The 25,396-nt window shown below is 48.6% G+C and carries 20 protein-coding genes; 18 read left to right on the top strand and 2 right to left on the bottom strand.

The window, feature by feature from the left end:
• Nucleotides 1–4: 4 nt before the first annotated feature.
• Nucleotides 5–772 carry an electron transfer flavoprotein subunit beta/FixA family protein gene (locus tag PVA01S_RS09735; RefSeq protein ID WP_127607185.1) on the bottom strand — a complete coding sequence of 256 codons (768 nt, stop codon included), beginning with the start codon at nucleotides 770–772 and terminating at the stop codon, nucleotides 5–7.
• A gap of 25 nt (nucleotides 773–797) precedes the next feature.
• Nucleotides 798–1,379, bottom strand: a complete 582-nt coding sequence (locus PVA01S_RS09740; protein WP_127607187.1) for a TetR/AcrR family transcriptional regulator — start codon at nucleotides 1,377–1,379, stop codon at nucleotides 798–800.
• A 138-nt stretch (nucleotides 1,380–1,517) separates the two neighbouring features.
• On the opposite strand from PVA01S_RS09740, the gene PVA01S_RS09745 reads away from it, so the two are divergent.
• The 18 genes from PVA01S_RS09745 (at nucleotide 1,518) to PVA01S_RS09830 (ending at nucleotide 25,159) form a co-directional block, all read left to right on the top strand.
• Complete coding sequence (locus PVA01S_RS09745) at nucleotides 1,518–3,659, top strand: (Fe-S)-binding protein (protein ID WP_127607189.1); 2,142 nt, start codon at nucleotides 1,518–1,520, stop codon at nucleotides 3,657–3,659.
• A 20-nt stretch (nucleotides 3,660–3,679) separates the two neighbouring features.
• Nucleotides 3,680–5,440 carry an acyl-CoA dehydrogenase family protein gene (locus tag PVA01S_RS09750; protein ID WP_054797134.1) on the top strand — a complete coding sequence of 587 codons (1,761 nt, stop codon included), beginning with the start codon at nucleotides 3,680–3,682 and terminating at the stop codon, nucleotides 5,438–5,440.
• Between the two features lie 130 nt (nucleotides 5,441–5,570).
• Nucleotides 5,571–7,787 carry a helix-turn-helix domain-containing protein gene (locus PVA01S_RS09755; RefSeq protein ID WP_127607191.1) on the top strand — a complete coding sequence of 739 codons (2,217 nt, stop codon included), beginning with the start codon at nucleotides 5,571–5,573 and terminating at the stop codon, nucleotides 7,785–7,787.
• A 220-nt stretch (nucleotides 7,788–8,007) separates the two neighbouring features.
• Nucleotides 8,008–8,994 (top strand): alpha/beta hydrolase, encoded by a 987-nt coding sequence (locus tag PVA01S_RS09760; protein ID WP_127607193.1) that lies wholly within the window; start codon nucleotides 8,008–8,010, stop codon nucleotides 8,992–8,994.
• A 270-nt stretch (nucleotides 8,995–9,264) separates the two neighbouring features.
• Entirely contained in the window at nucleotides 9,265–10,458 is a 1,194-nt protein-coding gene (locus tag PVA01S_RS09765) for an MFS transporter (protein ID WP_127607195.1), read from the top strand.
• A 29-nt stretch (nucleotides 10,459–10,487) separates the two neighbouring features.
• Nucleotides 10,488–12,035: a class I adenylate-forming enzyme family protein gene (locus PVA01S_RS09770; protein WP_127607197.1), complete on the top strand. Its 1,548-nt coding sequence runs from the start codon at nucleotides 10,488–10,490 to the stop codon at nucleotides 12,033–12,035.
• A 184-nt stretch (nucleotides 12,036–12,219) separates the two neighbouring features.
• On the top strand, nucleotides 12,220–13,419 hold the full coding sequence (locus tag PVA01S_RS09775; RefSeq protein WP_127607199.1) for an ABC transporter substrate-binding protein: 1,200 nt from the start codon (nucleotides 12,220–12,222) through the stop codon (nucleotides 13,417–13,419).
• A gap of 4 nt (nucleotides 13,420–13,423) precedes the next feature.
• Nucleotides 13,424–14,365 carry a branched-chain amino acid ABC transporter permease gene (locus tag PVA01S_RS09780; protein ID WP_306439338.1) on the top strand — a complete coding sequence of 314 codons (942 nt, stop codon included), beginning with the start codon at nucleotides 13,424–13,426 and terminating at the stop codon, nucleotides 14,363–14,365.
• Between the two features lie 14 nt (nucleotides 14,366–14,379).
• Nucleotides 14,380–15,399, top strand: coding sequence for a branched-chain amino acid ABC transporter permease (locus PVA01S_RS09785; RefSeq protein ID WP_127607201.1), 1,020 nt, complete (start codon nucleotides 14,380–14,382; stop codon nucleotides 15,397–15,399).
• 2 nt (nucleotides 15,400–15,401) lie between these two features.
• A complete protein-coding gene (locus tag PVA01S_RS09790) occupies nucleotides 15,402–16,169 on the top strand; it encodes an ABC transporter ATP-binding protein (protein ID WP_127607203.1) in 768 nt (255 codons plus the stop codon).
• Nucleotides 16,169–16,891: an ABC transporter ATP-binding protein gene (locus tag PVA01S_RS09795; RefSeq protein ID WP_127607205.1), complete on the top strand. Its 723-nt coding sequence runs from the start codon at nucleotides 16,169–16,171 to the stop codon at nucleotides 16,889–16,891. The genes PVA01S_RS09790 and PVA01S_RS09795 overlap by 1 nt, the downstream gene beginning before the upstream one ends.
• A gap of 77 nt (nucleotides 16,892–16,968) precedes the next feature.
• The gene (locus tag PVA01S_RS09800; RefSeq protein ID WP_127607207.1) at nucleotides 16,969–17,955 is read left to right on the top strand and encodes an MBL fold metallo-hydrolase; all 987 of its coding nucleotides are present in this window, start codon (nucleotides 16,969–16,971) and stop codon (nucleotides 17,953–17,955) included.
• Between the two features lie 145 nt (nucleotides 17,956–18,100).
• On the top strand, nucleotides 18,101–18,958 hold the full coding sequence (locus tag PVA01S_RS09805; RefSeq protein WP_127607209.1) for a 3-hydroxyacyl-CoA dehydrogenase family protein: 858 nt from the start codon (nucleotides 18,101–18,103) through the stop codon (nucleotides 18,956–18,958).
• A gap of 31 nt (nucleotides 18,959–18,989) precedes the next feature.
• Nucleotides 18,990–19,769 carry an enoyl-CoA hydratase/isomerase family protein gene (locus PVA01S_RS09810; RefSeq protein WP_127607211.1) on the top strand — a complete coding sequence of 260 codons (780 nt, stop codon included), beginning with the start codon at nucleotides 18,990–18,992 and terminating at the stop codon, nucleotides 19,767–19,769.
• 24 nt (nucleotides 19,770–19,793) lie between these two features.
• The gene (locus PVA01S_RS09815) at nucleotides 19,794–20,978 is read left to right on the top strand and encodes an acetyl-CoA C-acetyltransferase (RefSeq protein ID WP_127607213.1); all 1,185 of its coding nucleotides are present in this window, start codon (nucleotides 19,794–19,796) and stop codon (nucleotides 20,976–20,978) included.
• A gap of 15 nt (nucleotides 20,979–20,993) precedes the next feature.
• Nucleotides 20,994–22,550 (top strand): class I adenylate-forming enzyme family protein, encoded by a 1,557-nt coding sequence (locus PVA01S_RS09820; RefSeq protein ID WP_127607215.1) that lies wholly within the window; start codon nucleotides 20,994–20,996, stop codon nucleotides 22,548–22,550.
• Between the two features lie 95 nt (nucleotides 22,551–22,645).
• Nucleotides 22,646–23,056 carry an acyl-CoA thioesterase gene (locus tag PVA01S_RS09825; RefSeq protein WP_054797147.1) on the top strand — a complete coding sequence of 137 codons (411 nt, stop codon included), beginning with the start codon at nucleotides 22,646–22,648 and terminating at the stop codon, nucleotides 23,054–23,056.
• A 498-nt stretch (nucleotides 23,057–23,554) separates the two neighbouring features.
• Entirely contained in the window at nucleotides 23,555–25,159 is a 1,605-nt protein-coding gene (locus PVA01S_RS09830; RefSeq protein ID WP_127607217.1) for an ABC transporter substrate-binding protein, read from the top strand.
• The last annotated feature ends 237 nt before the right edge of the window (nucleotides 25,160–25,396 follow it).

A 25,396-nucleotide genomic window follows, 5' to 3' on the forward strand; every position in this document is an offset into this window, starting at 1 on the left:
AATGTTAGATGGCTTTCGCTTCCGTGCGAAGCAGTTGTACCAATTGATGGGCTTGTTCTGCCGGGGTCCCCTGCAGAAGCTTTCCGGCGCCTCGGGCCGGCGGAAGGGAAAGGGAGGCCTGAACGGTTTTGGCGGCGATCTGTGCCGGCGTTAACCCGAGCTCATCCAAACCGATGAGGGTGAACGGCTTTTTCTTGGCTTTCATAATGCCGGGCAAAGAAGGATAACGGGGCTCGTTCAAGCCCTGTTGGGCGGTAAAGAGTGCCGGGAGCGAGATTTCCACCGTTTCCGTATCTCCTTCGGCATCGCGAAGAGCGACCGCTTTGTCACCCGAAATTTCCAGCTTCGTAATGGAGGATACGTGTGGAACATGGATCAGCTGAGCCAGCCGTACGGCGACTTGGCCTGAACCGTGATCTACGGAGAAATTTCCTCCAAGGATAACATCGAACGATTGCTTGCCGAAATAAGCGGCTAAAGCGTTGGAGACGCTAAATTCGTCATTCCCGATGCGCTCGTCCGAGATCAGAACCGCTTCGTCGGCCCCCATGGCCAAAGCGGTTCTTAGCGCTTCGGCACAACGCTCCGGACCGACGGATACGACAACGACATGGCCGCCGTGCTGCTCTTTTAACCGGATGGCCTCCTCCACCGCATATTCATCGTACGGGTTGATGATGAATTTGACCCCGTTGTCGGCTATTTTCCCGTTCTCGATTACGATTTTTTCCTCGGTATCGAAGGTTTGCTTGAGGATGGCATAAATATTCATCGGAATCCCTCCTGCTTTGGATGTATTATTTTAAACCTTTGATTAAAAATTCAGTGGTGCTTTCAATAAGCGACGTCAGGGAATACTTTCGGCCCGATATCAGCCAAGAGGAAATGACTTGATCCATGGCCCCGAACAACAGCCTCCGGGCGTGCTTGACTTCAAGGTTAGGGCGAAATGCCCCCTCCTCCTTACCTTTCTGCAGCACATCTTCGATGAGCCTGAAGAACGGGCTCGTATACTGGCTGATTTCTTTGCGTAGTTCCATCGGATGTTGGCGCAGCTCTACGATGTTTAAGTAGGCGATATGGACGTTTTCTTCCATGAACGTAAATAAAATCTCGCATATGGCATGTATCGCTGCATCCGCATTCAAGGTTTCCTTCAGACGATCGGTTAAGAGCTGGGTAAAACCGGTTAACGTTGTGCGGTACACGGTCGTCAGGATGTCTTCCTTGTTCTGGAAGTATAAATAGATCGTACCGTCGGCAACACCTGCCTCCTTGGCAATTTTGGATATTTGCGCTCCGTTAAAGCCGTGTTCAGCGAATACCTTTAAAGCTGCCTGTAAGATGGCATCCGTTTTGTCAATTTTCTTTCTTGCCATGAAACCTCCGTCATGATAGAATAACTCACAATTAATGAATCTCCATTCATTAATTATTGTAGATGACGCCATATGAATTGTCAATGCTTGCAAGAACCGGAAGATAGCTTGCAGACCAAGGAAGGAAGGGAACGATGCATGACGTGGCAGTGGATTAACTTCATCTTGTTTTTGGCGGTAGTCGGGTATGGACTCTATCTGTTTTACAAAGCTGTGTTTCATCGATATTTATATGTAAAGCTCGGCCAGCCCGCCGAATTTCATTCGAGTCTGGAGGGCGGACGGCTTCAGGAATTTGTATCACAGGTATTTGCCCAGAAGAAGCTGATGAAAGATCCGAAGAGCGGCTTGATGCACATCGTCATTTTTTACGGCTTTATCATTCTGCAATTCGGCGCCCTGGATTTAATAGTGAAAGGTTTGACAGGCGGGGGCGCTTTGCCGATTCCAGGCTATGATGCATTCAGCTTGATGCAGGAAATAACGGTGTTCGTTATTCTTGTGGCGGCGGGTTATGCCGCATACCGCAGATATGTGGAGAAACTGCCCCGCTTGAAAAGAGGCTGGAAGCCGAGCCTGGTGCTGTTTTTAATTTTTTTCCTGATGATGACGGTCCTGTTCTCTCTCGGGTTCGAACGGATCTGGCTCATGCACGAGGCATCCGTGTACGCTCCGCTTTCATCGTTGATCGCTGCGGTCTTCAGCGGAATGTCCGAAACGGCTGCGAAAGCCGCGTTTTATATGTTTTGGTGGGCGCACTTGCTGATTCTTCTCGCTTTTCTCGTGTATATCCCGCAATCCAAGCACTTTCATCTCCTGACCGCACCGCTCAACATTTGGTTTCGCCGGGCTGAGCTGGCAGGCCGGTTAAAGAAGCTGGATCTGGACAATGAAGAGGCCGATAACTTCGGGGTAGGCAAAATCGAAGATTTTACGCAAAAGCAGATGCTGGACTTTTACGCTTGCGTGGAATGCGGCAGATGCACGAATGTGTGTCCTGCGTCGAATACGGGGAAAGCGCTGTCTCCGATGCATATGATTATGAAGCTGCGGGATCATTTAACCGAAAAAGGCGCCGCGATTACGTCCAAATCGCCCTGGGTGCCCGGATTTGCTTTCTCTTCGTCCGGCGTGCATGCGATGTCCGGGATCAGCGCGAACGGAACCAACTGGGATTCGCCGGAAGTGACCGATATTGGGCCGACCCTCGAATGGCAGAAAGGCCATTGGGCTGTGCAGGAGCGCAAGGCGGAAGAGCTCGAATTGATCGGAGACGTCATGACGGAGGACGAAATCTGGTCGTGTACCACGTGCCGCAATTGCGAGGATCAATGTCCGGTCGGCAACGAGCATGTCGACAAGATCATCGACCTGCGCAGGCAGCTCGTCTTGATGCAGGGCAGTGTACCGGCTGAAGGCCAGCGTGCGATGCAAAATATCGAAAGACAAAGCAATCCATGGGGCTTAAGCCGGAACGACCGCGAGAAGTGGACGGGGGAAATCGAAGGCTTGGCTGTGCCGACGGTGAAGGACAATCCGGATTTTGACATTCTTTTCTTCGTAGGATCGATGGGCTCTTATGACTTGCGCAGCCGCAAAATTTCCCGGGCTTTCGTCAGATTGCTGCATGAAGCCGGAGTCAGCTTCGCCATTCTCGGCAACGAGGAGAAAAACTCCGGGGATACGCCGAGGCGGATGGGGAATGAATTTTTATTTCAACAGCTTTGTCAGGAAAACATCGAAACCTTCCAAAAGTATGGGGTTAAAAAGATTGTAACCGCTTGCCCGCACACGTACAATACGTTGAAAAACGAATACCCGGAATTCGGGCTGGAGAATGTGGAAGTGCTTCACCATACCGAGCTGTTGGATCGGCTGGTCCGCGAAGGAAAGCTGAACCCGCAGTATGAAATAAAAGAACGCATCACCTATCACGATTCCTGTTATTTGGGCCGCTACAATAACGTTTACGAACAGCCCCGCCGCATATTGAAAGCGATTCCGGGCGTCGAATTGGTCGAGATGGAACGAAACCGCGAGAACGGGATGTGCTGCGGTGCCGGCGGCGGGATGATGTGGATGGAGGAAACGGCAGGCAAAAGGGTTAACGTAGCCCGTACAGAGCAGGCTCTGCAGGTCAATCCGACGGTCATTAGCAGCGCATGTCCGTACTGCCTGACGATGATGGAGGACGGTACGAAAATGAAGGAAATGGAAGACCGGGTGAAAGCGAAGGATATTGCCGAAATATTGGAACAATCCGTCTTCGGATTGAACTAAATGATGAAGGGGAGAGTAAGATGAATAAAATTGTGGGCGGCAGCTTTCTGGTGCAAGAAGCGGATTTGAATCGAATCGTCACACCGGAGGATTTCACGGAAGAGCAGCGTATGATCGCGCAATTGGCGGACGATTTTGTAACGAATGAATTAGAGCCGCTGGAAGAGGAAATGGAACATCAATTGAACGTCGAGTTAACAAAGGAAAAGCTGCGGACCGCGGGTGAACTGGGCTTGCTCAGCGCAGAAGTGCCGGAGCGGTATGAAGGCCTCGATGTGGATAAAGTCAGCGCGCTGTTAATCAATGAGAAGATCGTCAGAGCGACCTCGTTCTTTATCTCGTATGGAGGTCAGACGGGCATCGGTTCGCTGCCGATCGTGTTTTTCGGCAACGACGAGCAAAAGAGGAGATACTTGCCGGGTATTGCAGCCGGAGAGAAGCTGGCCGCCTATGCGCTGACGGAAGCCTCGTCCGGGACGGACGCACTGGGAGCGAAGACGCATGCTAAATTATCCGGCGATGGCGCTTATTATATATTGAACGGAACGAAGCAATTTATTTCCGGATCGAGCTTTGCGGATGTGTTCATCGTCTTTGCGAAGGTGAACGGGACGGACTTCAGCGCGTTTATCGTGGAACGGTCGTTCGACGGGCTGCATATCGGACCGGAGGAGAAGAAGATGGGACTCAAAGGCTCTTCCACCTGCTCGTTAACTTTGGAGGATGTGAAGGTTCCGGTTGAAAATTTGTTGGGAGAGGTCGGCAAGGGCCACCTGATCGCGTTCAATATTTTGAATCTCGGGCGATTGAAGCTGGCGGCGGGAGGCCTGGGGCTCTCCAAGGCGGCGATCGAAATTTCGGCTGCCTATGCGAATGAACGCAAGCAGTTCGACCGGCCCATTGCTTCCTTCCCGCTCATCGGCAAAAAGCTGGCCGACATGAATATCCGGACCTTCGCGCTTGAAAGTATGATTTACCGAACGGCCGGCTTGCTCGACGAGGGCTTGAGCGTCCTCGATCACAGCCATCCGAATGTCGATTCCTTGTCGGCCAAAGCGATTTCCGAATATGCGCTGGAATGCTCGATCAATAAAGTGTTCGGCTCGGAGGTTCTCGATTTTGTCGTGGATGAAGGATTGCAAATTCATGGGGGCTATGGGTACATTCAGGAATACCGGATTGAGCGTATGTACCGGGACTCGCGGATATTCCGCATTTTTGAGGGAACGAATGAAATTAACCGGATGCTGATTCCGGATACCCTGGTGAAGCGGGCGTTCAAAGGCGAGCTGCCTTTATTGGAGAAGCCGGGCGAGCTGCAATCCGTGCCCAGCTCCTCTGCCGGCGAAACGTTGGAACTCGAAGCACGGCTAATTGCAAACGCCAAGCATACGTTCCAATGGCTGCTGGCGCAAGCCGTACAAAGATATGACAAGAAGCTGAGCCAGGAACAGGAGATCGCCGGCAACTTGGCCGATATCGTCATTTCCATCTACGCCATGGAGAGCGTGCTGCTTCGGACGAAGAAAATGATGGCGCGGACTCGTGAAGACCAAGCCCGCCATGCCATTCAGATGACGATCGCCTTCGTGCATGAAACCGTCGACAGGATCGCATCCTGGGCCAAGGAAATGATATGCGCCGTCCTTTCCGGCGATGCGCTGCTTGCCGCGTTGGCGGCGTTGACCAAGGCAACGGCCTCCGTACCCGCCGTCAACCTTATTGATTTGAAAAGGAGCGTCGCTTCGCGAGTGATCGACGCGGAAAAATACGTCGTTTAATGGCAGGTCGGCTCTCCTCTCTAATTGCATTACTTTCCATGAGGCGATTTTCTAACTATAATAAAGATATTATTTTTCTTTATTGGCAGAAAATGTGGATGAGCGATGAATTCGAAAGGGGAGCGAACGGTTGGATACCCAGAAACAAAAACACCTATTAGAAAAAATCGATCACCATCTTCGAAAAACGGCAAGGCGGATGGTTCAGTTTGATACGCTGGACGAAACGCTGCATTACTTAATCGATTCGTTTCACGAGCAGTTCGCTTGCAACTATATGGCGATTATTATCAAGGACGGGCATACGCTGAAGATTAAAGCGAAGAAGGGCGAGGCCCCTCAGTTTGAGCAGCATTTTCCATTGAGCAGTGAAGCCTGTTTGCCCCGCGTTTATGGCGAGCCGCTCTGTACGTTTGATTTGATTAAAGAAGAAGACAATTGCTCTTTGTTATCAGGTTTAAATGCGGAGCAGTTTCAAACGTGGTTTACGTTCCCGATCCGGCAGGAGAACGAAGACAGCTTGGGCTTGTGCGTGATCGGCTTCCGTTCCTTTGTTCCTCTCGTACTCGGTGCGGAGAAGCTTTTCGAGGAATATGGCAAGGACATCGCGATCGCATTTGCCCTGGGGCAGCAAAAAGAAACCGAGCTTAAGAAAATAAAAGGGCTCGAGTGGTTGAAGGAAAATGTATATTTGGGCGGCTCCTCGTTAGAAGAGATCGTAAGTAAAATCGTGGAACGCGCAGGAAAAGGGACGAATGCGGAATCTGCCTTCATTTACCTGTATGACGAAGACACGAACTGTTTTCTGTATCAGCCCCCGTCTTACGGAATTAATATTCCGCAGGACAAGATCGATCTCAAGGAAGCCTATGATTTAAACCCGTTTTTTGCTTTCCTGGAAAAGCCGGGCGGCGGTGAAATTACAATTCCGTTGATCATCAATTTGAAAACGATCGGCGTCCTGCATGTCATCAATAAAGAGCATGCGTTGTTTACAGCCGACGATTTAGAGCTGCTGCAGTTTTTAGCCTCGCACGTTTCGGCTCTGATTGAGAATGCGAGATTGTATTCCAGTGAAAAAGACCGCAAATACCGGCTTGAAACGTTCATGCATCATCAGCAGGAATTGGTCAAGCATACACTGGAAGACGACGGATTCTCCAAAATTTCCGAGTTTTTGTCGGATATGATGAAATGCTCCGTTTTTTTGTTTGACCGGTTCTTTCATCTGACTTCGAGCTGTATCCTGGAATCCGATCCTGCGATGGGGGAGCGTATTCTATCCCAGGTGAAGAACGAAAGGCGGCACTTTCAGCAAAGCAAGCAATTGGAGTATTGGATCACGGTTAACGACCAGCTTGAATTCGGCATGTTTAAGGTCGTTGGAGCAGGTGATCTGTTGGGCTATCTGGGCCTGGCGATTCCCAGAAAGAAGCTCGATACCGTATTAAAGATGACCCTGAACCATGCGCTTAACGTATATGCGGTTCAATTCATCAAGCAGAAGGTTGTTCTTGACGTGCGTGAACAGGTGAAGGACAGCTTTTTCAATCAGTTATTTGTGGAGGAAATCCATAACAAAGGCAAAATATTAGAGTACGCCAATCTGCTGAATTGGAATATTCTCGAGCCGCACGTCATTGGATTGTTTTCCTTTGTGTTCGAAGAGAAGGAAGAGCAGAAATCCAATCTCCTTGAAGTCGATGCCCAAAAAACATGGATCTGGGATCGGATCCGCGACCATGTTTCCAGATCAGAGCCCGGGATTATCCTGACACGCAAGGATGAATATTATGTAACCATTGTTCCCCAAGCCAAAGCGACCGGTGCGTTTTGGAAAACCTTTTATGAAAGAATCAAGAAAATCATTAGCTCCGAGTTCGACCATGTGGACAGTTATTTGGGAATCAGTCAAGAAGCCCATAAAATCGAAGATTACTATAATTGCTATAAGCAAGCGCAAAAAACGTTGGCTATTCTTTATAATCGCTTTCCGGACAAGCAATTTCTCAGCTTTCATCAGCTAGGCTCCTATACGGTGCTGTACAACTTGGCGGATCCCCATATCGTTCCCCTATTTTTGAGAGCGTATCTGGACCCGCTGCTGCAGTACGGTAACGGAAAGAACCGCGACCTGTTCGATACACTGCGGGTATATTTGCAGACGAACGGAAATATCAAAGATTCCTCCGATCGCTTATTCATTCACCGCAGCTCCTTTAAATACCGCCTGGAAAAAATCAGGGAAATCCTTCAGGTGGATATTGACGATGCCGAGCAGCGATTTAACATCATGCTGGCGTACAAGCTGTATGATCTGCATCTTACGGAAAGCTCCGATGCCTAAACCTTTGTTTACGGCGGAGAATTTTCATTTGTTCTTTTCCTGCATCACGAACGTACACAATCATGGGTATTCATTGTATGATGATTTCAACACAAGGAATGACTTCGCTGCATAGAGAACGAGCATGAAGGTTTAAGTAACCGCTTTCTTAGCAGGAGGAGGGATGCTCACTTCGATTGTCCAGAATGTATGATTCATATATTTTAGGAGGATGTCGTCGATGAAACTGAAAAAAGCAACCCTTCTCACCCTGTTAATGGTTTGTATCTTCACCGCAGCCACCGGACTTGCCGTTGCCGCTACTAACGGAGCTAAGCTGTTAGAAGTTCCTATGAAAAAGCTCTCTGTAGACTTTATTTCGGACATTGTTTACTCGCAGCCTTCAATCTTTGGCGATCCTAATTTCCCTCTTCATATGGATATTTTGAAGCCCGGCAGTCAAGAGCTTCTTCCCGCCGTTGTATTTGTTCCTGGCGGAGGCTTTATGTCAGCCAATAAAGACAGCTCTTTACAACAAAGAATGACGATGGCCGAATCAGGCTATGTCGTGGCAAGTATCGAATACAGAGTCACCCCCAGAAGCACCTTCCCTTCACCGCTAGAAGATGTAAAGTCGGCGATCCGCTACCTTCGGGCCAATGCTGCTAAATATGGTATTGATCCGGACCGTATCGCGGTGATGGGGAATTCAGCCGGCGGCTATCTGGCGGCATTCAGCGGAACAACCAATGAGGTTGCGGCATTTGACAAAGGCGATTATCTTCATCTGAGCAGCAACGTGCAGGCCGTCATTGATTTATACGGTTTGTCTGATTTAACGAAGGTAGGATACGGTTTCTCCAAAGAGGTGGAAGCTGTTCACGACTCTCCTTCCGCGCCGGAAGGGATGTGGGTAAACGGACCTGCGGTGTTCGGCCCCGGCGGATCGATCCATTCCAATCCTGAGAAAGCGGCCAAAGCCAATCCGATCACGTATATTACGAAGGATGCACCTCCATTCTTAATTATGCATGGCGATAAGGATACGTTGGTTTCGCCGAACCAAACGGAGATTTTGCATGAGGCTCTCGTAAGCCAAGGAGTGGATTCCACCTACTACGTGGTTCAAGGTGCCGGGCACGGCGGACCGCAATGGGTGCAAACGGAAATTACGGATATCCTTATCGCTTTCTTGGATAAACATCTGAAAGACAAGAAGACGAAGTGAGCTTAAGAGGCTCCATCATGGCTTATCAAATCGTCCAACCTTCCATCGTTTTCGTTGGAAGGTATTTTCTTTCTTGTTCTACGTCACGATGTGGAAATTTATGCGCTTACTTTCCTGCACGATGAAGGTATTTTTTTGCCGGATTTCTTTTTATAATAAGATTTAAGGAAATCGGTTATTTTAACCTATCCAAATGTAAGCGATAACATTGTATCCAGTCAAAATGAAGGAGGAATCCGGGAAGCAGGTTTACTTTCGGAAGGTGATGTCATGGACCAGCAGCAGGATCAATTGTGGACCAAGGGATTTCTGGGGATCACACTTTGCGGGTTTTTATTATTTTTAAACTTACAGATGCTGATCAGTTCTCTCCCTGCGTATTTAAAGGAGCAATTTCAGGCCAGTGATTTCAGCATCGGAGTGATAACGGGCCTTTTTGCCTTATCCTCGGTGGCCGCGAGACTGTTTGCAGGCAGACCTGGCCAGAAAGAAAGAATGGGTCGGCTTTTGTTCCTTGGTTTATTCATCGCATGGATAGCTACAGCCGGCACCTATTGGTGTCATGCCTTAATCGCCATTTTAGGTATAAGAATGGTGTATGGTTTCGGCTTTGGCGTGGCCAGTACCGTATTGCCCACTATGGCATCCAATCGGGTTCCTCTCGCGCGAATGGGAGAGGGCATGGGGTATTTCGGATTTTCCAATACACTCGGATTGTCTGTAGGGCCCCTCATCGGGATGTATTTGCTCGCCAATTACGGCTTTGGGACTTTAACGGCCGCAGCTTCGATTGTTCTTCTTCTGATTTTTCCTATCATCTACGGGGTGTTGCCAGGAGCAAGCACAATGGCGACAGGAGCGGTTCGAGGGAAATCTTCACAAGGAAACACCTACTTTTCCCGGAAATTAGTTCTGCCCGCCATTTTGAATATGCTCTTATCCATCACTTACAGCGGCCTGATCGGTTTCATCGCACTGTTTGGCCTTCAGCGTAACATTGAAGGCGTGGGCAGCTTCTTTCTGGTTCAATCCTTGATGGTACTGCTGATTCGGCCTTTTGCCGGAAAAATATTCGATCGCAGGGGGCCTGTTGCCGCCGTGATACCCGGTGGTTTTCTGGTCATGCTGGGAGTCATTTTCCTTTCCTACTCGGACCGCTTGCTCGAACTTATTTTGTCGGCAGTCGTCTATGGCTGCGGGTATGGGATGATCCAGCCGTCCATTCAGGCCTGGATGATCAAGGAAGTATCCGCAGATGAGCGGGGGATCGCGAACGGAATGTTCTACAATTCCATCGATGCAGGGGTTGCGCTCGGCTCCATCTTATTGGGCGTACTGGCCTCGGGTGTAGGGTACGGATTGATGTATCTTTTGTCTTCCCTGTTTATGGCTTTGTTTTTATTGATTTTCGGGCTTTCGATCATGTTAACGCGTCATCGAAATAAGGTTACCCAAAATATGTAGGAGCACAGGAAGGTAAGGTGAATGATCACATGCAAGGGAATAGCGTGTCTGTTTCACAACTGTTGGATATGGCGGTGCAAGGCAGTCCCGATAAAGAGGCGATTTATGACCTGACGCGCAGACTGACCTACGGCGAGCTGCAGGAGGAAGTCAATCGGTTAGCATCTGCTCTCGTATCGCTGGGCATCAAAGAAGGGGATCGGGTCGGCGTTTCTTTACCCAACTGGCATGAGACGGTTCAATTATTTTTTGCCATTGCGAAAATAGGGGCTATTCTCGTTCCATTTAACCCCAAGTATCGGTTGCATGAATTACAGCATATTTTAGGAAATTCGGGAGCCAAAGTCGTTTTTGTATCCCAGGAATTTGAAAAAACAGGCTTTGAAAGCGGAGAACCGAACCATTTGCAGCTCATTACGGTCCGGTATGAGAAGGAGGGCTGCCTCTCATTTACCGACCTTCTAGCAGGCTCGAATGACGTCATTCCGCCGCAGCCTGCCATCGATCCTCTGCATGATACGTTCTGTATTTTGTATACTTCGGGAACGACCGGCGTGCCGAAAGGGGCCATGGTCACTCATCGCAGCGTCGTTCAGTCCGGCATGACGATTGCGAAGAGCCTGCAATGTGTCTCCGATGATGTGTTTATTATTCTGGCGCCGATATTTCATATCTTCGGAATGGCCGTTAACTTGATGTCTGCCGTCTATTGTCAATCCAAAATGGTGCTGCTCGAAAAATACAAACCGAAAGACGCCTTAAAGCTGATCGAGCAGGAAAAAGTAACGATTCACCATGCGGTTCCGTCGATGTTGAATCTCGAATTGAAGGACCCTGATTTTGACTCCTACGATTTATCTACGCTGCGGGCGGGAATAACGGGAGCGGCCACTTGTCCTCCGGAAACGATCAAAGGGGTCCGTGAGAAGATGGGCATGAATCTTTGCATTTCCTACGGCATCACCGAGACCGGTACGGTAACCATCACGCAGTATGATGATAAAGAAAGCAACATTCTCGAGACGGTCGGCAAAGCAGTAGAAGGCGTCGAAGTGAAAATTGTCAATGACCGGAGGGAAACGCTGCCTCCAGGTGAAACCGGCGAAATTGCTTGCAGAGGCTTCGGCGTCATGAAAGAATATTACCAATCTCCTGAGCAAACCCGGCAAGTGCTTGATCCTGAAGGGTGGTATTATACGGGCGATTTGGGCACGATGGACGAAGACGGGTACATTCGATTTGTGGGCCGCAAGAAGGAATTGATCATACGGGGCGGCTACAATATTTATCCCCAGGAAATCGAAGGCTTGCTTCAAAACCATCCGAAAGTTCTGGAGTCCGCGATTGTCGGCCTGCCTGATGCGACTTTAGGCGAGATCGTATGCGCCGCCGTCAAGCTGAAGCCTAATGTCCAGGCGACGCAGGAGGAAATCATCGATTACTTAAAAACGTATATCGCCAGCTATAAGCTTCCCGGCAAAGTGGTATTTGTGGAGGAGCTGCCGACAACGGCGAGCGGAAAAATCCAGAAAGTCAAATTAAAAGATGAGCTTATGAATCGTTTAGAGGCCGGCTGAACAATAGTTCACGCAGAAGTTCATGCTATTCCTACATAGTGAACAAACTGACAAATTATAATTCCTACATGATGCAGGTATACTTAGTTTGAATTTTCTGTAAAATTAAAATTGTTATAAGATATGACAGCGTTTTCAATGCTGAAAAAAGAGTTAGGTCTAATTATTAAGAAGGGGTGTTCATATGAAAATGTCAAGCCGAAACATGTTAGTATTCGCTCTTGCCGTCATGCTTCTTGTATTGGCAGGGTGCGGCCCGCAAGGCCCGCAAGCAGGTAATAACGCATCCAACAGCGGCGAGCCTGCCAAATCGGATGGAAGCGGCGGCGACGCCAAAGAAATTAAAATCGGATTGGTGCTTGCCGAAACCGGACCCGCATCCACATTAGGCTTGACGGAAGTTCAAACACAAAAATTGTTTCAAAAGCAATTGGATAAACAAGGGCCTATTAACGGCTATAAAATTAAACTAGTCATGCAGGACTATGAGACGGATGACACCAAAGCCGTCATTGCCATGGACCGCTTGATTTCCGAAGGCGTCGTTGCGGTCGTGGGAGCAACGCAAGTAAGTACAACCGCCGCAATTCTTCCGAAGGCGATCTCGGCCAAGCTTCCGTTTTTGACGGTTGCACCTGCCAATTCGGATAAGGATAACGTATTTGTCATGACCCCAAGTTCAAAAACCGTTTCCGTTAAGGTCGTGGAATGGTTAAAGAAAAAAAATATTACGAAAGTGGCTTGGGTAAATGCCAAGGATGCGTTCGGCGTTGAAGGTCTTCCCGCATTCAAGGACCTTGCAAAAGAAAATAATATTGAAATTGTAGCACACGAAGAATTCGACGCTACGGCTACCGATATGACCGTTCAATTAACGAATGTCAAAAAAGCGAATCCCGAGGTTGTCGTCGTATGGTCCAGAACGCCAGGCGCCGGGGTTGTGGCGAGAAACTTTAAGGCCCTCGGCTTTAACATTCCGATGATTCAAAGCACCGCATCCGCGAACCAGGGATTCCTCGATCAGGTAAAAGGCAACAATGAAGGGCTCTATGTGGTTGGAAGCCGGTTAAGCATCGTCGACCAGCTGCCGGATTCGGATCAGAAGAAAAGATTGCAGGCGTTCCGTGACGCATTCAAAGCCGAATTTAACGGCGAACCCGACTTGTTTGCCGCTCATACGTATGACGGGCTTTCCATGATCGTGGAGGCGATCAAGGCAGGACATACAACTCCGGAAAATATTACGAAGTTTTTAAATAAAGATTTGGGCAAATATCCGGGTATTACCGGAACCTTCGATTTTGCACAGACAAGGCTGACTTCACAGGTGGACGGATTGACCGTACTCGGCATTAAAGACAACGCCTGGAAATACGAAGAATAGTTGGATGGATAATAATCTATGGCAGATATCGATCTGCCATAGATTTTCACTAGAAGGGAGATCGAACATGGATTTCGCGCAATTTTTGCAATTTCTCATCACCGGACTTACCGTCGGCAGCATTTATGCACTGCTAGCCATCGGATTTGTCACCATCTACAATACAACGGGAATATTAAACTTTGCTCAAGGTGAGTTTGCGATGATCGGGGCGATGTCGTGTATTTCTTTAATTGGTTTTGGTCTTCCCATGTTCGCAGCGATTCCAATAGCGATCCTTTTTACCGCGTTTATCGGCTTATTCATAGAGAGAACACTTATAAAACCGGCGAGAAAGAGCGCACCCGTCACCCTTGTTGTCATTACTATCGGATTGTCCATTTTTCTTAAGGGACTCGGATTAATTATTTGGGGTACTTATCCGAAAACCTTGTCGCCGATTGTTCAGATAAAGCCCATCCATTTTTTCGGGGCCGTTATCAACCCGCAAAGTTTGTTTATTTTTGCCATACTGATCGTCCTGCTCGCCTTGCTGTATTTCTTTTTTGATAAAACCTTTATTGGATCCGCCCTCAGAGCGAGCGAGACCAATCCCCGCGCCGCAAGCTTAATGGGGATCAACACCCAGGCGATGTCAGGCTTATCCTTCACGTTGGCCGCAGCCCTTGGAGCCATCGCAGGCATTATTATCGCTCCCTTAACGGACGCAACGTACGAGATGGGCTTTCTAATCGGTCTTAAAGGCTTTGTCGCCATGGTTATCGGAGGGATGAATAATATTTCCGGGGCCGTCATGGGCGGTTTGGTGCTCGGTGTAGTCGAAGCTTTTTCAAGCGGTTTGCTTTCCAGTACGTATAGTGACGCCATCAGCTTCACGGTATTGCTGTTGGTGCTATTCTTCAGACCGAACGGTTTGTTCGGCAAAGCAACCGGTCTAAGAGTATAGAGGGGGCAATCATAATGGCTAAACTTGACGCAATTTTATACGGCAATCGTTGGAAACCGTTTATCGGTTTAATTGCCATCATATTAGCTCTTCCGTTTTTCGTCCATGCTCCGCATATTTTTACGGTGCTGATTCTAATCGGCCTGTACAGCATCATTACGGTCGGACTAAGTCTGCTGATCGGCTATACGGGGCAAATCTCTTTAGGGCATGCCGCATTCTTTGGAATCGGAGCCTACGTGTCCGGCATGCTGACGACGAAAGCCGCGATGTCGCCTTGGTTGGCCATGATCCTTGGCATGGTGGTCACTTTTGGCATCGCCTATCTGATCGGAATTCCCATTCTCAAGCTGAAAGGACACTTTCTGGCTTTAGCCACCCTCGGTTTTAATATTATCATCTATATTCTAATTGTAGGGTTGTCGGATTATACGGGGGGCCCCTTGGGCCTGCACAGCATTCCGACTTTATCGTTGTTCGGTCTGGATCTGAGCAATCCGCTCTATTTTTATTATTTCATATGGACCGTTGTGGGACTCGTGATCATTTTCTCAACGAATATCGTTCGCTCTCCCATTGGCCGGCTGCTCAGGAGCATACACGACAGTGAAATCGCTACGCAAACCTTGGGCGTTAACGTCGCCAAATATAAAGTGGCCATTTTTGCGATCAGCGCCGCATATGCCTCGTTAGCGGGCAGCTTTTACGCGCATTTTATTAATTTTATCGCACCTCCTACGTTTTACATTAATTTCTCCATTTTGCTGCTGATCATGGTCATGGTCGGCGGAAGCCATTCCATCTGGGGCGCTATGCTGGGTACGGGCACCATCATGTTCCTGCAGGAACTGATCCGGTATATCGGTAAAGACTACCTCCATCTCAGCGGTCCGGTTGAAATTGTGGTTTACGGTTTTATGATCGTGATTGTGATGATGTTTGCTCCTAGAGGGGTCATTTCGATACTATCAGGCGCCTGGGTCAAAGCTTCGCGCAGCAAAACCAAAATGATGAAAGAAGCAAAAGGGGTTTAAACATGACAAACTTACTGGAAGTTAAGGAATTGACGAAAAAATTCGGCGGAGTAACCGCGGTCGATAACGTTAGCTTTCAAGTTGGGGAAGGGGAGATTGTGGCGGTCATCGGTCCGAACGGTGCCGGGAAGACCACGTTGTTCAATACGATTTCTTGTTTTATGCCGCCTACCTCAGGAGAAGTTATTTATCAAGGAAATCGACTTACCGGCAAAAAAATATATGAGCTGGCGCCGCTTAAAATATCAAGGACGTTCCAAAATCTTCAAATTTTTCGCAATATGACCGTTCTGGAAAATGCCATGATGGGCGCGCATGTGAAATTGAGGACGAATGTGCTCAGTGCGGGATTTCGACTGCCGATCGTCAAGAAGGATGAAGAACAAGCGTATCAGCTCGCTCTGGACGCGCTCGAAATGGTAGGGCTGCTCCATCTGATGCATGAAAAAGCAGGGCAGCTCTCGTACGGACTTCAGAAGCAATTGGAATTCGCCCGCGCCATCATGTATGAGCCTACACTCGTCTTGTTAGACGAACCGATGGCGGGTTTAAACGATGCGGAAACGAAAAAAATGTCCGAGTACATCGTAGAGTATAAAAAGAAAGGCCATTCTTTCTTGTTTGTCGAGCACAAGATGGCTACCGTTATGGAAATTGCCGATCGTATCGTCGTCATCGATTTCGGCAAAAAAATTGCGGAAGGAACTCCCGAAGACGTACAACGCAATGAAAAAGTAATTAAAGCGTACTTGGGGGAGGAGGCGGTTTAATGCTGAAAGTAGAAAACTTAAGCACACATATAGGCAACATCCAAATACTGCACGCCATTAATCTCGAAGTACATAGCGGCGAAATCGTTTCGGTGATCGGTGCGAACGGCGCCGGAAAAAGCACCCTGTTGAACACGTTAGCCGGTCTTTACAAGCCGTCGGAAGGGAAAGTGACTTTACACGGCGAAACGATCAGCGGTTTCCCTTCCCATCATGTTGTTGGCAAAGGTTTGGCACTTGTTCCCGAAGGGCGGCAAATTTTCAGCAACCTGACCGTTGAAGAAAATTTACGGCTCGGCATGTATTCCAAATACTTTAAAGAGAAGGAAAGCGTCAAGGGAAACCTGGAGAAAGTACTTGAGATGTTCCCCGGATTGAAAAAACATATGCATAATCTCGGCGGTTTTCTAAGCGGCGGAGAACAGCAAATGCTCGCGATCGGACGAGGCTTAATGTCGAATCCGAAAATTATTTTGCTGGATGAGCCGTCTATGGGGTTAGCACCGATGATCGTGAATGAAATATTGGAAAATTTGAAATATATCAAAGAGCAGCTTGGCACGATGGTCATTCTGGTGGAACAGAACGTCAAAGCCGCCCTGAGAGTGGCCGACCGCGTTTATGTGATGGATCAGGGCAAAATCATTCTAAACGGCACGAGAGATGAAATTAGCAATAACGCAAACGTTCAATCGGCTTATCTGGGAGTGAAAATTTCTTGAACCATACGATTATTCAAGGGGTGTTTGGTTACCGGCATCCCGTTTTTTTATTTTAGCCCGTATTGGAGGAGCATTCCATGTACTCGGTTCATAAGGACGGTTATGGATTCCATCAAATCACGCTGCCGACCCTTCTCCCGGTCGGTCCGGTCAACGTGTTGGTTATTGAGCGGAACGGCAAGTTAACCTTGATCGATGCCGGTATAAATACAGATGAAGCGTTTGCCATTCTGCAAAGCTCACTTGGAAACTTAGGCTATTCATTAACGGATTTGGAGCGAATTGTGCTCACCCATCATCATCCCGATCACATCGGATTAATTAACAGGATTGCGGAGCGTTGCAAGATTCCTGTGCTGGCCCATCCGTTGGCGGTTCCGCGGCTTACTCGGGATCCGGAATATTTAAGCTTTCGCTGTGACTTTTTTGATACATTGTACCGTGAGATGGGCTGCGGTGAGTTAGGCGCTCAACGTATCGAGCAGATGAAAAGAAGTATGGTCGAAAATAAACATGAAAAAGTGACGGCTGAAATCATTGAGGTGGATGAGGGAGGGAATATTCAAGGGCTGGACAGCCTGGAGCCTATTTACGCGCCGGGTCACTCCCCCGACCATCTGATGTTCTATGACCGCCAAAGAAAGGTTTTGGCGGCAGGCGATCACCTGCTTCCCAAGATTTCAAGCAATGCGCTTGTCGAGCCGGATATAGACGGGAACCGGTTGCCCTCACTTGCGTTGTACCGGGAATCGCTGTTGAAATGCCGGGAGCTCGCCGCGGATATCGTGTTTCCCGGTCACGGAGAGGCGTTCGGTCAACATGCGGCCTTGATCGACTCCAGACTTTCAAGGATGGATGAAAAGGCGGACAGAGTCAAAGAGCTGATTAAGCTCAGGGCAAAAACGCCGTTTGAGCTGGCCAAGGAAATGTATCCTACGGAGTACCGGCGCCAATTTACATTCGTGATGTCGGAAGTCATCGGAATGCTCGATTACATGGAAACGAATCTGCAAATTGAAAAAGTATTCTCCAATCACGTTTGGTCGTACGCGGCTAAAGACTGATCGAATTAAGTTGATTACGGTGGACGAAAAGTTATTCCGTTTTTCCTACATCGTGAACGTGTTTGGATGCAACTAATTTTTTTATAATTAAACTATAAAGCGCATACAAAAATACGAGCTTATTTTAGAGAAGGAGATTTATAAGATGAACGAACGTATCATCGGCGTTGTCGGAGCGGGAACGATGGGGAGCGGCATAGCGCAGCTTGCGGCTCAGAAAGGGTTTCGCGTTGTTTTATATGATATGAACGACGAGCTGGTCCATAAAGGAAAAGGCCGAATTGCTTCCATCTTGGCCAGATTGGTTGAAAAAGGAAAGCTGACAGAAGCCGATAAAGAAACGACGTTGGCTAACATAGAGGCTACCTCTGATTTAACGCGGATGGAGCAGGCCCATGTTGTCATCGAAGCGATCGTTGAGGATATGAAGATCAAGCAGGACATGTTCCGTCAGCTGGACGCTGTTCTGGGACCCGAAGCGATCCTGGCCACCAATACGTCCTCGTTGTCGATCACATCGATCGCGCAAGCGACGAAACGTGCCGACCGCGTAGCCGGCATGCATTTTTTCAACCCGGCTCCGATCATGAAGCTGGTTGAAGTCGTTCGGGGTTATAACACAAGCGACGATACGGTTGCGACGCTGATGGGCCTGGCCCGGGATTTCGGCAAAGAACCGATTGAAGTGAAGAAGGATTCGCCGGGGTTCATCGTTAACCGGGTCATGATCCCACAGTTCGTCGAAGCGATGCGCCTGGTGGAGGAAGGGGTCGCGACGATGGAAGATGTAGATAAGGCCGTAAAATTGGGGCTCAATTACCCGATGGGCCCGTTTGAACTGCAAGATTTTGCCGGAGTCGATATCGGATTGCATGTGCTGGACTACTTCTATGAGGAATTCAAGGATGATCGCTTTGCGGCGCCGCAATCCTTGAAACGAGTGGTTCGCGCAGGACGTCTGGGCAAGAAAACAGGAGCAGGCTGGTATGATTACAACAAATAACCCCCACAATCCAAAGGAGATGAACAAGACGATGGAGTTTGAAACCCTGGAATTGACAGTAAACGGTAGAGTTGCGGTGCTAAGCCTGAATCGGCCCCCGATGAATCCTTTGAATAAGAAGCTTTTCAGCGAGCTGTATGAGATACTGGAGGAGCTGGAAAATAACGATGACATAGGCGCCATCATTATTACCGGCAAGGGGGAGCGCGCATTCGCGGCGGGCGCCGACATCAGCGAAATGAAAGAACTCGACGCTGCGGGCATCGCCAGGATGAACCGGATTTCACGCAAAGCCTTCGAGAAACTGGAAAACATCGGCAAGCCGGTCATTGCCGCCATCAACGGACTCGCACTGGGAGGCGGCTGTGAGCTCGCCCTATGCTGCGATTTCCGGATTTGCTCGGAGAACGCGAAAATCGCCTTGCCGGAAATCAACTTGGCGATCATCCCCGGCGGGGGCGGTACACAGCGGCTGCAGCGGCTCATTGGGCAAGCGCGGGCTAAAGAGCTGCTCTATTTTGGCGATATGATCAAAGCGCAGGAGGCGCAGGCTTACGGTTTGGTCAGCAAGGTGGTGCCGCTGGAAAGCTTGATGGACACAGCGCTTGAATGGGCGGCGAAGCTGGCCGAGAAACCGGCGGTTGCCCTGAAGATGATGAAGACCGCCTTGCATACCGGAGCCGATACCGATCTGAACAACGCATTGACCATCGAGACGGTTTGTTTTGGCATTACATTCGAGACCGAGGACAGAAAAGAGGGAATGGCTTCCTTCTTCGAAAAGCGCAAGCCTGTTTACGTCGGTCGATAGAAAGCCCTTGGGAGATGAGAAGCGATGGATAACAATACCGATATCGTTTTGCTGGAAGGCGCACGGACGGCGTTTGCGGAATTTTGCGGCTCGTTTCGCGATATTTCCGCAACTGATTTAGGGGTTGCTGCGGCCAAAGAGGCAATCAAGAAAGCGAAGATCGAGGCGGAAGAGATCGACCAAGTAGTGTTCGGTAATGTTCAGCAATCGAGCCGGGATGCCCACCTGTTGGCGCGCCATGTCGGTTTGAAAGCGGGTCTTCCCATCCCGGTCCCGGCTTTGACGATTAACCGCCTGTGCGGAACCGGCCTGGAGTCCATTCTTACCGCCGCCCGATATATTCTCACGGGTGAAGCTAATGTGGTCCTGGCCGGAGGAACGGAAAGCATGAGCCAGGTGCCGCATGTCATCCGGGGCACCCGCTGGGGCAAGGCGTTAGGCGCTCCTGTGATGGAAGACTGGTTATGGGATGGACTTTATGACACATACGGCGAGTGCACGATGGCCGTTACAGCAGAAAATCTCGCCCGAAAGTATGAGCTTTCGCGCGAGGAGATTGATCAGCATGCGTTGTCCAGTCATGAACGTGCACTAGCTGCAATCGAGAAAGGCTATTTTGCCGAAGAGATTGTCCCGGTTTCCGTGCAGGATAGGAAGGGAATTAAAATCATTGATACCGATGAACATCCGCGAAAAACGAGTCTGGAGCAATTGGGCAAATTGAAGCCGCGCTTTATCGAAAATGGGGTCGTGACGCCCGGGAATGCAAGCGGGATGAATGACGGGGCGGCAGCTGTCATTGTCGCATCGGGAAGCTACGCCGCCCAAAAAGGATTGAAGCCCATCGCGCGCCTGGTCTCTTGGGGAGTCGTCGGGGTCGATCCGAAATACATGGGGATCGGTCCGGTTCCAGCGATCCGGCAAGCTTTAGAGAAGGCGGGTATGACCATAGATCAACTGGATTTGGTTGAGATCAATGAAGCCTTCTCCGCCCAATATTTAGCTTGTCAGAAGGAACTGAACTTCGATCCGTCGATCGGTAATGTGAATGGAGGGGCTGTTGCCCTGGGGCATCCTCTAGCCGCCTCGGGAACTAGAATCAGCTTGTCTTTACTCTATGAACTGGGCCGCAGAGGGAAAAAATACGGGGTATCCTCCGTATGCATAGGTGGAGGCCAAGGGATTGCCGCCATCTGGGAAAGACTCTAGAGGGGGAGTCGTTAGATGTCCGGCAGTCAATGCGAATTATTAAATGTATATCAATTATTGGAAGCGTCCTCTCAAAAGAGGCCTGATAAAGAAGCCGTATACGATCGAACCCGCAGGCTGACCTATGCCGAGCTGCTGCAGGAAACCGACCGGATCGCCGCCGCTTTGGACGCGAAGGGAATTAAACAAGGCGACCGCGTGGGGGTAAGCTTGCCCAATTGGCATGAAACCGTTGCGATCTATTTTGCCGTTGCCAAAATCGGGGCCATCCTGGTCCCGTTTAACACCAAATATCGTTTGCACGAAGCGCAGCATATCATCAAGGATTCAGGAATCAAGCTTCTCTTTGTTAGCGCCGAATTCGACGAGCAGGTTGGGGTCGAATCCGTTGCTCCCCTGGTTCAGGGTGTGGTTTCCGTCCGCTTCGACAAGGAGGGCATCATTTCTCTTGAAAGCCTGATTGAACAGGCGGGGAACCATGTACCTGCGTTAGTGGAAATTGACCCTGTGCGCGATGTATTTTGTGTTCTCTATACTTCGGGAACAACCGGCTTTCCTAAAGGAGCCATGCTTACCCATCGGGGCATGGTCTGGTCGGGCAGAACCATCGGGGAGAGTATTCATAGCAGCCCGGAGGATGTTTACCTCATTCCTGCTCCGCTTTTCCATATTTTTGGCATGGGAATCAATCTGTTTGCGGCGATTTCGATGCAATCGAAAATCGTGCTGATGGACGTTTATAAAGCTAAAGAGGCGTTGGAGCTCATTCAACAAGAAAAAGTAACCGTTCATCATGCGGTGCCGACGATGTATATTCTTGAATTAAATCATCCCGATTTTGCAAGCTATGATTTGTCTTCTTTACGGACAGGGGTTGTTGGCGGGGCTCCGTGTCCTGCGGAAACGATAAGGGCGATCAAGGAAAAAATGAGGATGAACATTTGCAACTCCTTCGGCATGTCCGAAATCGGTTCATTAACGATTACAGCCTATCAGGACACGGAGAAAAACATTCATGAAACGATAGGCAAAGCGATTCCCGGAGCCGAAGCCAAAATTGTTAATAACAGCAGGGAACCGGTTCCTTTTGGAGAAGTTGGCGAAATCGCTTGCAGAAGTTTTGGAGTGATGAAAGGCTATTATAACAATCCGGAACAAACGAGCCAGGTCATCGACCAAGACGGATGGTTTTATTCGGGAGATCTGGGGGTTATGCAGCCGGACGGCTATATTCGTTTTGTGGGACGCAAGAAAGAGATGATCATTCGCGGCGGATATAACATTTATCCGGGAGAGATTGAAGAAATCTTGTACCAGCATCCGAAAGTGCTGCAAGCCGCGGTCATCGGACTTCCCGATCCGGTGATGGGGGAAATTGCTTGCGCCGTCATTAAGTTAAAAGCGGATGAACAATCGTCAAATGAAGAAATGCTGGCATACGTTAAACAGCATTTGGCGGATTACAAGGTTCCCAAGCAAGTGGTGTTTACGGAGAGTCTGCCAGCTACAGCAAGCGGAAAAATTCAAAAGTTAAAATTAAAAGAAGCCATATTGAAACAAGCAAGTCATTGAGTTACATGTACAAATAAAGGCGCTGAAATGAAAGCGTTTTATCCCCGGAGAAGAGTGCTCCCTATGGAATAGGGAAAGTTTAATCGGAGGCTGCCATGTATAAAAGTGTTTGGGAATTTAAGGTTAGATTCGCTGAAACGGATGCGGCGGGCATTGTCTACTATCCGAATTTCTATAAGTGGATGGATCAGGCTTTCCATGAGATGTTTGCAGCCATCGGGTTTCCTACAAGAAAGCAGCAAAACGAGAGTCTGGGAACTCCGCTAGTTGAAGCTCATTGCCAGTTTCGCCGGCCGCTGAACTTCGATGATTGGGTGAAGGTAGTATCCGTGGTGTCGGAAGTGAAAAACAAAGTGTTTAAGATCGAGCATACGTTTTATCTCGGGGAGAATCTGGTTGCGGAAGGCTACGAAATTCGGGCTTGGGTTTCCTTGAATGGCGGTAAGCTGAAGGCCGAGCCGATTCCCGAGGAGCTCCGGCAAAGACTACTATCGTCCAACCTGTAGTGACATGCGCCTGCTAACAGGACGACTGCAGATCATAAGTCCATAGTATCGTTGTAAGGAATGAAGGCTGCCGCGAGGCAGCCTCTTTGCGCTGCAAAAGTAGATACAACAATAAAATTAAAAAAGCACACATATTCATAAAAAAAACACACCAATTTCTCAAGTAATTGAAGTAACATACGAATAGGTCCATCATAAATCCAACGAAAGGTTTTGCCTCGAACCCATTGCCGCTAGTAGATGTTGCTGTGTATCCGCTTCAAAATGTAAGCGCTTTATACACGTTCGATGAGATTGCTTTGTCCCGCTGGATCGAAGAGGCTGCGCGTACTGCCGGCATTACCTTGATTCTCAGCCATGTTGCAAAATCCCCCCATTTTCTAGCCGGAAAGGAGGTTCTTGCTGTCTGTTGAACGGTGTCTGGGTTAAGATTGGCGGTAACAGCATATCGGAACCGTAAATCCACAGAAAACTTAAACCGAAAGAGGGAACGTTCAAATGGGAAAAAAGTCAGGAGTGGCTCAGCTTATCTATGCCAGCCTCACAATTTGTCTGTTGATCTCCGTGGTACTAGCCGGTTGCACCAAAGAAACCAGTAAGCAAGAAACTTCTAAACTGGAAGCATCGAATGATCTGAAGAGTTCAGAACCGAGCCATGGGGGCACGTTAAGAATGATTTGGGTCGACAATATTACCAATATCGGTTATCCGGCCGATCAACGGGTATCCTCCAATTTGTACTTTGTTCAGCCTGTGTTTGAAACGCTTGGCCGCTATGACGAAACAGGAAAGATTACACCGTGGTTGACAGAAAGCTGGCAAACCGATCCCAAAATGAAAACGATTACTATTAAATTAAAGAAGGGGATCAAGTTTCACGATAATACCGACTTTAATTCGGAAGCCGTGAAGTGGAATATCGAAGAATACCAGAAAGCAAAGCGAGCTGAGGTCAATGGTATACAGTCGATCGATGTTATCGATGAGAACACCGTTCGACTGAATCTTGTAGAATGGAATAACAGCTTGCTTGAATCTGTAGCCTATTACGTCAAGATGGCATCGCCCACAGCTATTACAAAGAATGGTAAAGAGTGGGCCAACAACAATCCTGTAGGTACGGGGCCTTTCAAGTTTGTGAGTTGGGAGAAGGATGTTTCCTTAAAGTTTAAGAAGAACGAAAACTATTGGCAAACTGGCAAGCCTTATTTGGATGCCATAGAGTACTCCCTTATTTATGACAGAAACACGGCAGCAATTGAATTTAAATCTGGAAAAGCTGATGTTTTTACGCAAATGAATGCTGATGATTATATCGAGTTGGAGAAGTCAGGAAAATATGTGACCCGCTCGGATGAGAAGATAGCCGGGGCCTTAGTAGGTGTTGGGCTAATGTTTGACAGCGCCAATCCTGATTCCCCGTTTGCCAATGTGAAGGTTAGGCAAGCGGCTATGCATGCAGTCGACTCAAAGGCAATTGCCGACTCGGTCTTGAGAGGATTAGCTGTCCCCACGAACCAATGGAATAACTCTTCGCACCAGTATTACAATCCGGATGTGAAGGGATTTCCTTACGATCCGGAAAAAGCGAAGCAATTGCTGGCGGAGGCAGGGTATCCGAACGGCTTCAAGACGAAGATCACAACGGATGCACCTAGGGTACAAGAAATGACCGCTATTCAAAACTATCTTGCCAAGGTAGGTATTGATGCTCAAGTGATCAGTGTGGATACTCCGAAGTGGGTCGCTCTGATTGGAGATAAGTGGGACGGGATGGTTATGAGTTATAGAGTGTTGTCACCTAGTACGATAGTCCAGATGAACAGATTGTTGAGCAAGGACGCAGCACTTTATGCGAAAAGCATCATCCACCCGGATAAGGTAGAAAAGCTGCTGGCTGATGCAAGAACCGCGCCTGATTTTGAATCCTCAAAAAAAGCAGTTCTTGAACTGCAAAAAGTAGTCTTTGATGAATACGCCATTAGTTTCCCAACGTTCAGTCTGATAAATGGTATCGCCTTTACACCTAAAGTACAGAACCTCGGGATGTTTACAACCAATGCCTTGGATTGGAATCCTGAAGATACGTGGATGAAGAAGTAATTGGTGAATCAGGGCATGCAGCTTCCGGCTTACCCTCGATGCTGTCATCCAATTCCTGTAAAACGAGATCAACAAATCCCACCATGCCTCTTAACAATGCGTACCAAGGTGGGCCTTTTTATTTTACGGAGGATAAGTATGGAGCAGTGTACTGCTGGATTGTGAGCTTTTAAAATGAACAGATTTAAGTTATTATTGATTGCAAAATTAAATTATATTTTATTGGCTTTATAATAA

The organism is Paenibacillus validus NBRC 15382 (assembly GCF_004000985.1).
GTDB classification, from domain to species: Bacteria; Bacillota; Bacilli; order Paenibacillales; family NBRC-103111; genus Paenibacillus_G; species Paenibacillus_G validus.